This window comes from Methylocystis sp., from assembly GCF_050251305.1.
Lineage (GTDB): Bacteria > Pseudomonadota > Alphaproteobacteria > Rhizobiales > Beijerinckiaceae > Methylocystis.
This window is the reverse complement of sequence record NZ_JBFWNB010000084.1, coordinates 1-7807: the sequence shown is the minus strand read 5'-3', so window position 1 is coordinate 7807 and position 7807 is coordinate 1. Positions and strand designations below refer to the sequence as shown.

The following is a 7807-nucleotide window of genomic DNA, read 5'->3' as shown; positions in this document are numbered from 1 at the left end:
CCGGGCGACAATGTGACGATGGAAGTCGCGCTGATCGTGCCGATCGCCATGGAGGAGAAGCTGCGCTTCGCCATCCGCGAAGGCGGACGCACCGTCGGCGCCGGCGTCGTCGCCAGCATCATCGAGTAAAGCGAATCCGGGCCGCGGGCCAAGCGCTCGCTCTTGTGAACAAAGCCGCGCGGCTTCCGCGCGGCGCATGAAGGCGAGCAGAGCCGCTCGCGGTCCCAAAGGACGAGACAATGAACGGTCAAAATATCCGGATTCGCCTCAAGGCGTTCGATCACCGGATTCTCGACACGTCGACGAAGGAGATCGTCTCGACGGCCAAGCGCACGGGCGCTCAGGTCCGCGGTCCGATTCCGTTGCCGACGCGCATCGAAAAATTCACGGTGAACCGTTCGCCGCACATCGACAAGAAGTCGCGCGAACAGTTCGAGATCAGGACGCATAAACGCGTTCTCGACATCGTCGATCCCACCCCGCAGACGGTGGACGCGCTCATGAAGCTCGATCTTGCCGCCGGCGTGGACGTCGAGATCAAGCTTTAACGGAATTCAGGCGGCGCTCCTCAAGAGAAGCGAGCGCGCTTTGCGAAGGATTGGATCATGCGGTCGGGCGTCATCGCGCAAAAGGTCGGAATGACCCGCGTCTTCACGGAGGCGGGCGAGCATGTGCCGGTCACGGTCCTGAAGCTCGACGGCTGCCAGGTCGTCGCGCAGCGGACCCAGGAGAAGAACGGCTACACCGCCGTGCAGCTCGGCATCGGCCGCGCCAAGGTCAAGAACGTCTCGAAGGCCGAACGCGCGCGTTTCGCCGCGGCGTCGGTCGAGCCGAAGATGAAGCTCGCCGAGTTCCGCGTGAACGAGGACGAGCTGCTGCCGATCGGCGCCGAGATCACTGCCGATCATTTCGTCGTCGGCCAGTTCGTCGACGTGACGGGAACGTCGACCGGCAAAGGCTTCGCCGGTCCGATGAAGCGTTGGGGCTTCGGCGGCTTGCGCGCGTCGCACGGCGTTTCGATTTCGCATCGCTCGCATGGTTCGACCGGCGGCCGTCAGGATCCGGGCAAGACCTTCAAGAACAAGAAAATGGCCGGCCACATGGGCGTCGAGCGCGTGACCACGCAGAATCTGCGCGTCGTGCAGACCGACCCTGATCGGGGACTGCTGCTCGTCGAGGGCGCGGTGCCGGGCACGGCGGGCGGCTGGATTTTCGTGCGCGACGCGGTGAAGCGCGCGCTCCCGAAGGATGCGCCGCAGCCGGGCAAGTTCCGCCTCGGGGACGGACAGGGCGAAGGCGCGGCGTCCGACGCCGCTCCGCAAGAAGAGAAGAAGGAGGACTGAGCCGTGAAGATCGACGTCACGTCGTTCGACGGCCAGGCGGCCGGTTCGATCGAACTCTCCGATGAGGTATTCGGCCTCGAGCCGCGCAAGGACCTCATTTTCCGCATGATCCGCTGGCAGCTCGCCAAGCGCCGCGCCGGCACCCATGCGGTCAAGAACCGCGCCGAGATCGCCCGCTCGGGAAAGAAGCTGCATAAGCAGAAGGGCACGGGCGGGGCCCGTCACGGCTCGGCGCGCGCGCCGCAGTTCCGCGGCGGCGGACGCGCCTTCGGCCCGGTGGTGCGCAGCCATGCGCATGATCTGCCGAAGAAAGTGCGCCAGCTCGCGCTGAAGCACGCCCTGTCGGCGAAGGCGAAGGACGGCGGCATCATCGTTTGGGAGTCGGCGGAGCTTTCCGAGCCGAAGACCAAGCTGCTGGCGTCGGGCTTCGCCAAGACCGGCGTCGACAGCGCGATCATCATCGTCGGCGGTGCGCCGCAGAACAATTTTGCGCTCGCCGCGCGCAACATTCCGAAGATCGACGTTCTGCCGGTCGAAGGCGTCAATGTTTACGACATTCTTCGCCGCGAGAAGCTGGTGTTGACCCGCGCCGCCGTGGACGCGCTGGAGGCGCGACTGAAATGAGCAAGGACGTTCGCCATTACGACGTGATCGTCGCCCCGGTCATCACCGAGAAGGCGACGCTCGCCTCGGAGAGCAACAAGGTGGTCTTCAACGTCGCGAAGACCGCCACGAAGCCCCAGATCAAGGCGGCGGTCGAAGGCCTGTTCGACGTCAAGGTCGAAAGCGTCAACACGCTCCTGCGCAAGGGCAAGGTCAAGAGCTTCCGCGGGATGCGCGGCCAGCAGAGCGACGTCAAGAAAGCGGTCGTGACCCTCGCCGAGGGCCACAAGATCGACGTGACGACCGGACTGTAAGGAAGGCGTGAGGATAGAACTATGGCGCTGAAGACATTCAAGCCGGTCACGCCGGGCCTTCGCCAGCTCGTCATCGTCGACCGCCGTGAGCTCTACAAGGGCAAGCCGGTCAAGACGCTGACCGAGGGCAAGACCTCGAAGGGCGGACGCAATAATTCCGGACGCGTCACCGTGCGTTTTCGCGGCGGCGGCCATAAGCAGGCCTATCGCATCGTCGATTTCAAGCGGCGCAAGCTGGACGTGCCGGGCAAGGTCGAGCGCCTCGAATATGATCCGAACCGCACGGCCTTCATCGCGCTCATCCGCTACGCCGACAATGAGCTGGCCTATATTCTCGCGCCGCAGCGTCTTGCGGTCGGCGACGAAGTGATCGCCGGCAATCAGGTCGACGTGAAGCCCGGCAACGCCATGCCGATCGCCAACATTCCGGTCGGCGCCATCGTGCACAATGTCGAAATGAAGATCGGCAAGGGCGGCGCCGTCGCCCGCTCGGCCGGCACCTATGCGCAGATCGTCGGCCGCGATCAGGGCTATGTGATCATTCGCCTGAATTCCGGCGAGCAGCGCCTGATCCATGGGCAGTGCTTCGCCACTCTCGGCGCGGTGTCCAACCCGGATCACATGAACACTTCGATAGGCAAGGCCGGCCGTTCGCGCTGGCTCGGCCGCCGCCCGCACAATCGCGGCGTCACGATGAACCCGATCGACCACCCGCATGGCGGCGGCGAAGGCCGCACCTCGGGCGGCCGCCATCCGGTCACGCCCTGGGGCAAGCCCACCAAGGGCAAGAAGACCCGCACGAATAAATCCACCGACCGTTTCATTGTGTCCTCGCGGCACAATCGCAAGAAGAAGGGCTAACCCATGGCTCGCTCGATCTGGAAGGGCCCGTTCATCGACGGCTATCTTCTCAAGAAGGCCGAGGCCTCGCGCGCCTCGGGCCGTTCGGAGGTCATCAAGATCTGGAGCCGCCGCTCCACCATTCTCCCGCAATTCGTGGGGCTGACCTTCGGCGTGCACAACGGCCAGAAGCATATTCCCGTGTCCGTGTCGGAAGACATGATTGGCCACAAATTCGGCGAATTCGCTCCGACCCGCACCTTCCACGGCCATGCGGCCGACAAGAAGGCCAAGAGAGGCTAAGAGAGGCTCACGATGTCGAAGGAAGCCAATCCGCCCCGGCTTGCGGAAAACGAAGCGAAGGCCGTTGCGCGGATGCTGCGCGTGTCGCCGCAGAAGCTCAATCTGCTCGCGCAGCTGATCCGCGGCAAGAAGGTGGATCGCGCGCTCGCCGATCTGGAATTCTCCAGGAAGCGGATCGCGCATGAGGTGAAGAAGACGCTCGAAAGCGCCATCGCCAACGCCGAGAACAATCACGGCCTCGACGTCGACGACCTCGTCGTCGCTCAGGCCTTCGTCGGCAAGGCGTTGGTGATGAAGCGCTTCCATGCCCGCGCGCGTGGCCGGGCAAGCCGGATCGAGAAGCCCTTCGCCAATCTGACGATCATCGTGCGCGAAGTCGAAGCGCAAGCCAACGCCTAAAGGATTCAACACCATGGGTCAGAAGGTTAATCCGATCGGGCTGCGACTGGGCGTCAACCGCACCTGGGATTCGCGCTGGTTCGCCAGCAAGGGCGAATACGCCAAGCTGCTGCATGAGGACATGGCGATCCGCGAGGCGGTGGCGAAGACGCTGAAGCAGGCGGCGGTCTCGAAGATCGTCATCGAGCGTCCGCACAAGAAGTGCCGCGTGACCATCCATTCGGCGCGTCCCGGCGTCGTCATCGGCAAGAAGGGCGCGGACATCGACAAGATCCGCAAGCTGGTCGGCAAGCTGACCGGCAGCGAGGTCGTGATCAACATCATCGAGGTGCGCAAGCCCGAGACCGAGGCCGCGCTCGTCGCCGAGTCGATCGCGCAGCAGCTCGAGCGTCGCGTCGCCTTCCGCCGCGCGATGAAGCGCGCCGTGCAGTCGGCCATTCGCCTCGGCGCGCAGGGCATCCGCATCAATTGCTCGGGCCGTCTCGGCGGCGCGGAGATCGCGCGTCTCGAATGGTATCGCGAAGGCCGCGTGCCGCTGCATACGCTGCGCGCCGACGTCGATTACGGCACGGCGACCGCGCATACCGCCTATGGCGCCTGCGGAATCAAGGTCTGGATCTTCAAGGGCGAAATCCTCGAGCACGATCCGATGGCGCAGGATAAGAAGGCGGCCGAACAGGCCGCCGGCGGCGACCATGGCGATCGCGATCGCGGCGGCGACCGCCGTCGTCGCGAGCCGCGCGAACCGCGCGACGCGGCGTAACGAACGGGATTAAAGAGCGCTACCATGCTGCAACCCAAACGCACCAAGTTCCGTAAGGCCTTCAAGGGCCGCATCCGGGGCGCCTCCAAGGCGGGCTACTCGCTGGACTTCGGTCAGTTCGGCCTGAAGGCGCTTGAGCCGGAGCGCATCACCGCGCGCCAGATTGAAGCCGCGCGCCGCGCCATGACGCGCCATATGAAGCGCGCCGGACGCGTCTGGATCCGCATCTTCCCCGACGTGCCGGTCTCCAAGAAGCCGACCGAAGTGCGTATGGGCAAGGGCAAGGGCGCGCCGGAATTCTGGGCGGTGCGCGTTGCGCCCGGCCGCATCATGTTCGAGATCGACGGCGTGCCCGCGCCGCTGGCGCGCGAGGCGCTCACGCTCGCCGCCGCGAAGCTGCCGATCAAGACTCGCTTCATCGAACGCATCGCAGAGTAAGGGGGACGTGATGAAATCCAAGCAGCGCCTCTCCGACATCAAGGCGATGACCGAAGATCAGCTCAGTGACGAAGTGCTGAAGCTCAAGAAAGAGCAGTTCAATCTGCGCTTTCAGCGGGCGACCGGCCAGCTCGAGAACACCTCGCGCGTGCGCGTCGTTCGTCGCGACATCGCCCGCGCAAAAACCATCGCCGCGCAGAAGCGCGCGGAACAGCAGGGTTAAAGCGCCATGCCGAAGCGAATTCTCCAGGGCGTCGTCGTCAGCGACAAGCAGAACAAGACGGTGGTGGTGAAGGTCGAACGCCGTTTCACCCATCCGCTGTTCCAGAAGACGGTGCGCCGCACAAAGAACTATCACGCCCATGACGAGAACGGCGCGTTCAAGGTGGGCGATACGGTGACGATCGAAGAGACCGCGCCGATTTCGAAATTGAAGCGTTGGCGCGTCGTCGAAGAGACGGCCGGAGCGTAGTCGGAAAAAGAACTGTCCGGACGAAGTCGGCGCAGTCCACAGCGGGCTCGCCGAAACCAGACCGGAACGAAAGGCGGGTAAGCCATGATTCAGATGCAGACCAACCTCGACGTCGCCGATAATTCGGGCGCGCGCCGCGTGATGTGCATCAAGGTGCTGGGCGGCTCAAAGCGCAAATACGCCGGCGTCGGCGACATTATCGTCGTGTCGATCAAGGAGGCGATTCCGCGCGGCCGCGTCAAGAAGGGCGACGTGCTCAAGGCCGTCGTCGTGCGCACTTCGAAGGACATCAAACGCGCGGACGGCTCCGTCATTCGGTTCGATTCCAACGCCGCCGTGCTGATCAATAATCAGAAAGAGCCGATCGGCACCCGTATTTTCGGACCGGTGCCGCGCGAGCTGCGCGCCAAGAATCACATGAAGATCATCTCGCTCGCTCCGGAGGTGTTGTAATGGCCGCCAAGATCAAGAAGGGCGACAAGGTCGTCGTTCTCGCCGGCCGCGACAAGGGCCGCAGCGGCGAAGTGCTGCGCGTGATCCCGAGCGACGGCCGCGCCGTCGTCGACGGCGTCAATATGGTCAAGCGCCATCAGCGTCAGACCAAGGATCGCGAAGCCGGCATCGTCAACAAGGCCGCGCCGATCGATCTGTCGAATCTCGCGCTGGCCGATCCCAAGGACGGCAGGCCGACGCGCGTCGGATTCAAGATTCTCGACGACGGCCGCAAGGTCCGCGTCGCCAAGCGTTCCGGAGAATTGATCGATGGCTGAGGAAAAGAAGCCGAAGGCCGAAAAGCCCGCCAAGGCTCAAAAGCCCGCCGCCGAGGGCGCGGAGGCGAAGGAGCCGAAGAAGGCCGCCAAGGAAAAGCCGGCGAAGGCTGAGGGCGCGGCGCCCGTCGGCGCCGACGGCGCCTACGTGCCGCGGATGAAGAAGCACTACGACGACGTCGTGCGCGAGGCGCTCACCAAGCAGTTCGGCTATAAGAACACGCTTGAAGTGCCGACGATCGAAAAGATCGTGCTCAACATGGGCGTCGGCGAATCCGTCAACGACAGCAAGAAGGCGTCGTCGGCGGCGGCGGATCTCGGCCTCATCGCCGGGCAGAAGCCGGTCGTCACCCGCGCGCGCAAGGCGATTTCGACCTTCAAGCTGCGCGAGAACATGCCGATCGGCGCGAAGGTGACGCTGCGCAAGACGCGCATGTATGAGTTCCTCGACCGGCTGATCACCGTGGCCTTGCCGCGCGTGCGCGACTTCCGCGGACTGAATCCGAAGTCCTTCGACGGTCGCGGCAATTATGCGCTCGGCATCAAGGAGCACATCGTGTTTCCGGAAATCGACTACGACAAGGCCGAGTCGATTCTGGGCATGGATGTGATCGTCTGCACGACGGCGAAAACCGACGAAGAGGCGCGCGCCTTGTTGAAGGCGTTCAATTTCCCGTTCCGGCAGTGAGGGCGTAACGGCTCCTCAAACGCGGATACCGAAAGGCGAAACTGGTAATGGCGAAGAAAAGCGCGATTGAGAACAACAAGCGGAAGCAGAAGCTCGTGAAGTCCTATGCGGGACGCCGCGCGCGGCTGAAGGCGACGGCGAACGACAAGGCGCTGAGCGTCGAAGAGCGTTTCGAGGCGCGTCTCAAGCTCGCGGAGCTGCCGCGCAATTCAACGCCGGTCCGCATCCGCAACCGCTGCGAAATCTCGGGCCGTCCGCGCGGGTTCTACCGCAAGCTGAGAATGTCGCGCATCGCGCTGCGCGAACTGGGCTCGCGAGGCTTGGTTCCGGGCCTTGTGAAGTCGAGCTGGTAAGGAGGGGCACATGGCGATCAACGATCCGTTGGGCGATCTCCTCACCCGCATCCGCAATGCGCAGATGCGCCGCAAGGACAAGGTGGCGACGCCGGGCTCCAAGCTGCGCGCGCATGTGCTCGACGTGCTGAAGGAAGAAGGCTACATCCGCGGCTACACGACGACGGATTTCGGCAACGGCCGCACCGAGTTCGAAGTCGAGCTGAAATATTTCGACGGCGAGCCGGTGATCAAGCAGATTGAGCGCGTGTCGCGTCCAGGCCGCCGCGTCTATGCGGCGGTCGGCGCAGTGCCGCGCGTGGCGAACGGCCTTGGCGTCACCATCGTGTCGACGCCGAAGGGCGTGATGGCCGATCACGCGGCGCGCGAGAACAACGTTGGTGGCGAGGTGCTGTGTAAGGTCTTCTAGACCTTGCGCCTCATCAAACAGGATTTGCAACAATGTCTCGTATCGGCAAGAAGCCTGTCGTCGTTCCCGCCGGCGTCACCGCCAAGGTGGACGGTCAGCTCGTGCAGGTGAAGGG

Annotated in this window: 16 protein-coding genes and 2 pseudogenes; all 18 read left to right on the top strand. The window is 64.1% G+C overall.

The genetic code is table 11. The features are described from left to right. Positions 1-129, top strand: a pseudogene (gene tuf / locus AB7F41_RS16850) (elongation factor Tu); the annotation flags it as partial. A gap of 110 nt (positions 130-239) precedes the next feature. Beyond that, positions 240-548: a 30S ribosomal protein S10 gene (gene rpsJ, locus AB7F41_RS16845; RefSeq protein ID WP_014890764.1), complete on the top strand. Its 309-nt coding sequence runs from the start codon at positions 240-242 to the stop codon at positions 546-548. Positions 549-605: 57 nt separating this feature from the next. After that, on the top strand, positions 606-1343 hold the full coding sequence (rplC, locus tag AB7F41_RS16840; RefSeq protein ID WP_428385936.1) for a 50S ribosomal protein L3: 738 nt from the start codon (positions 606-608) through the stop codon (positions 1341-1343). A 3-nt stretch (positions 1344-1346) separates the two neighbouring features. Next, on the top strand, positions 1347-1967 hold the full coding sequence (rplD, locus tag AB7F41_RS16835) for a 50S ribosomal protein L4 (protein WP_428385938.1): 621 nt from the start codon (positions 1347-1349) through the stop codon (positions 1965-1967). Next, complete coding sequence (locus AB7F41_RS16830; RefSeq protein WP_428385940.1) at positions 1964-2260, top strand: 50S ribosomal protein L23; 297 nt, start codon at positions 1964-1966, stop codon at positions 2258-2260. The genes rplD and AB7F41_RS16830 overlap by 4 nt, the downstream gene beginning before the upstream one ends. Positions 2261-2281: 21 nt before the next feature. Further along, positions 2282-3121 (top strand): 50S ribosomal protein L2, encoded by an 840-nt coding sequence (gene rplB / locus AB7F41_RS16825; protein ID WP_428385942.1) that lies wholly within the window; start codon positions 2282-2284, stop codon positions 3119-3121. Between the two features lie 3 nt (positions 3122-3124). Further along, positions 3125-3403 carry a 30S ribosomal protein S19 gene (gene rpsS / locus AB7F41_RS16820; RefSeq protein WP_428385944.1) on the top strand — a complete coding sequence of 93 codons (279 nt, stop codon included), beginning with the start codon at positions 3125-3127 and terminating at the stop codon, positions 3401-3403. Between the two features lie 12 nt (positions 3404-3415). Next, positions 3416-3802: a 50S ribosomal protein L22 gene (rplV, locus tag AB7F41_RS16815; RefSeq protein ID WP_428385946.1), complete on the top strand. Its 387-nt coding sequence runs from the start codon at positions 3416-3418 to the stop codon at positions 3800-3802. 13 nt (positions 3803-3815) lie between these two features. Further along, positions 3816-4565, top strand: coding sequence for a 30S ribosomal protein S3 (rpsC, locus tag AB7F41_RS16810; protein ID WP_428385948.1), 750 nt, complete (start codon positions 3816-3818; stop codon positions 4563-4565). Positions 4566-4589: 24 nt separating this feature from the next. After that, a complete protein-coding gene (gene rplP / locus AB7F41_RS16805; RefSeq protein WP_138166879.1) occupies positions 4590-5003 on the top strand; it encodes a 50S ribosomal protein L16 in 414 nt (137 codons plus the stop codon). Between the two features lie 10 nt (positions 5004-5013). Then, complete coding sequence (rpmC, locus tag AB7F41_RS16800; RefSeq protein ID WP_428385950.1) at positions 5014-5226, top strand: 50S ribosomal protein L29; 213 nt, start codon at positions 5014-5016, stop codon at positions 5224-5226. A gap of 6 nt (positions 5227-5232) precedes the next feature. Next, the gene (rpsQ, locus tag AB7F41_RS16795) at positions 5233-5475 is read left to right on the top strand and encodes a 30S ribosomal protein S17 (protein WP_428385951.1); all 243 of its coding nucleotides are present in this window, start codon (positions 5233-5235) and stop codon (positions 5473-5475) included. Between the two features lie 84 nt (positions 5476-5559). Further along, complete coding sequence (gene rplN / locus AB7F41_RS16790) at positions 5560-5928, top strand: 50S ribosomal protein L14 (RefSeq protein ID WP_428385952.1); 369 nt, start codon at positions 5560-5562, stop codon at positions 5926-5928. Further along, a complete protein-coding gene (gene rplX / locus AB7F41_RS16785) occupies positions 5928-6245 on the top strand; it encodes a 50S ribosomal protein L24 (protein WP_428385954.1) in 318 nt (105 codons plus the stop codon). Before rplN ends, rplX begins: the two co-directional genes overlap by 1 nt. Continuing rightward, entirely contained in the window at positions 6238-6930 is a 693-nt protein-coding gene (gene rplE, locus AB7F41_RS16780; RefSeq protein ID WP_428385956.1) for a 50S ribosomal protein L5, read from the top strand. Before rplX ends, rplE begins: the two co-directional genes overlap by 8 nt. 47 nt (positions 6931-6977) lie before the next feature. Then, complete coding sequence (gene rpsN / locus AB7F41_RS16775; RefSeq protein WP_428385958.1) at positions 6978-7283, top strand: 30S ribosomal protein S14; 306 nt, start codon at positions 6978-6980, stop codon at positions 7281-7283. Between the two features lie 10 nt (positions 7284-7293). Next, entirely contained in the window at positions 7294-7692 is a 399-nt protein-coding gene (gene rpsH / locus AB7F41_RS16770) for a 30S ribosomal protein S8 (protein ID WP_428385960.1), read from the top strand. Positions 7693-7724: 32 nt separating this feature from the next. Next, a pseudogene (locus AB7F41_RS16765) lies at positions 7725-7807 on the top strand (50S ribosomal protein L6); the annotation flags it as partial.

Excerpts from the sequence above, each read along its gene's own strand:
- rplB (WP_428385942.1), top strand. The coding sequence starts at position 2,282 with ATGGCGCTGAAGACATTCAAGCCGGTCACGCCGGGCCTTCGCCAGCTC.
- rpsQ (WP_428385951.1), top strand. The coding sequence starts at position 5,233 with ATGCCGAAGCGAATTCTCCAGGGCGTCGTCGTCAGCGACAAGCAGAAC.
- rpsN (WP_428385958.1), top strand. The coding sequence starts at position 6,978 with ATGGCGAAGAAAAGCGCGATTGAGAACAACAAGCGGAAGCAGAAGCTC.
- rpsJ (WP_014890764.1), top strand. The coding sequence starts at position 240 with ATGAACGGTCAAAATATCCGGATTCGCCTCAAGGCGTTCGATCACCGG.
- rpsH (WP_428385960.1), top strand. The coding sequence starts at position 7,294 with ATGGCGATCAACGATCCGTTGGGCGATCTCCTCACCCGCATCCGCAAT.
- AB7F41_RS16830 (WP_428385940.1), top strand. The coding sequence starts at position 1,964 with ATGAGCAAGGACGTTCGCCATTACGACGTGATCGTCGCCCCGGTCATC.
- rplN (WP_428385952.1), top strand. The coding sequence starts at position 5,560 with ATGATTCAGATGCAGACCAACCTCGACGTCGCCGATAATTCGGGCGCG.
- rplC (WP_428385936.1), top strand. The coding sequence starts at position 606 with ATGCGGTCGGGCGTCATCGCGCAAAAGGTCGGAATGACCCGCGTCTTC.
- rplX (WP_428385954.1), top strand. The coding sequence starts at position 5,928 with ATGGCCGCCAAGATCAAGAAGGGCGACAAGGTCGTCGTTCTCGCCGGC.
- rpmC (WP_428385950.1), top strand. The coding sequence starts at position 5,014 with ATGAAATCCAAGCAGCGCCTCTCCGACATCAAGGCGATGACCGAAGAT.
- rplP (WP_138166879.1), top strand. The coding sequence starts at position 4,590 with ATGCTGCAACCCAAACGCACCAAGTTCCGTAAGGCCTTCAAGGGCCGC.
- rplE (WP_428385956.1), top strand. The coding sequence starts at position 6,238 with ATGGCTGAGGAAAAGAAGCCGAAGGCCGAAAAGCCCGCCAAGGCTCAA.
- rpsS (WP_428385944.1), top strand. The coding sequence starts at position 3,125 with ATGGCTCGCTCGATCTGGAAGGGCCCGTTCATCGACGGCTATCTTCTC.
- rplV (WP_428385946.1), top strand. The coding sequence starts at position 3,416 with ATGTCGAAGGAAGCCAATCCGCCCCGGCTTGCGGAAAACGAAGCGAAG.
- rpsC (WP_428385948.1), top strand. The coding sequence starts at position 3,816 with ATGGGTCAGAAGGTTAATCCGATCGGGCTGCGACTGGGCGTCAACCGC.